Consider the following 234-nt stretch of genomic DNA (forward strand, 5'->3'; position numbering starts at 1 on the left):
CCGGCGTGCTGCATTGTGAAACGGCAATCAACACCGGGATCGTTCGTGCCGCTAAGGCCGGCTGTGCGCAGCTGTTTACCTGTCCGGGGGAGGCCATCACCCATGACGAGACTGGCGTCACGGTAACGACTCTTGACGGCGACTATTCAGCGTCCCGCCTTCTCTTCAGCGCATGAACCTGGGTCACTCGCCTGCTGCCGGACCTGCCAATCCAGCCGGTGCGAAAGTTCATCT

Annotated in this window: 1 pseudogene; it reads left to right on the forward strand. The window is 61.1% G+C overall.

Features of this window, described 5'->3' with window-relative positions:
- A pseudogene (gene solA / locus QMN93_RS26220) lies at positions 1–173 on the forward strand (N-methyl-L-tryptophan oxidase); the annotation flags it as partial.
- Positions 174–234: the final 61 nt, after the last annotated feature.

The sequence above is a fragment of the Enterobacter sp. R-1.6.2 genome (assembly GCF_035064085.1).
Classification (GTDB): domain Bacteria; phylum Pseudomonadota; class Gammaproteobacteria; order Enterobacterales; family Enterobacteriaceae; genus Enterobacter; species Enterobacter asburiae_B.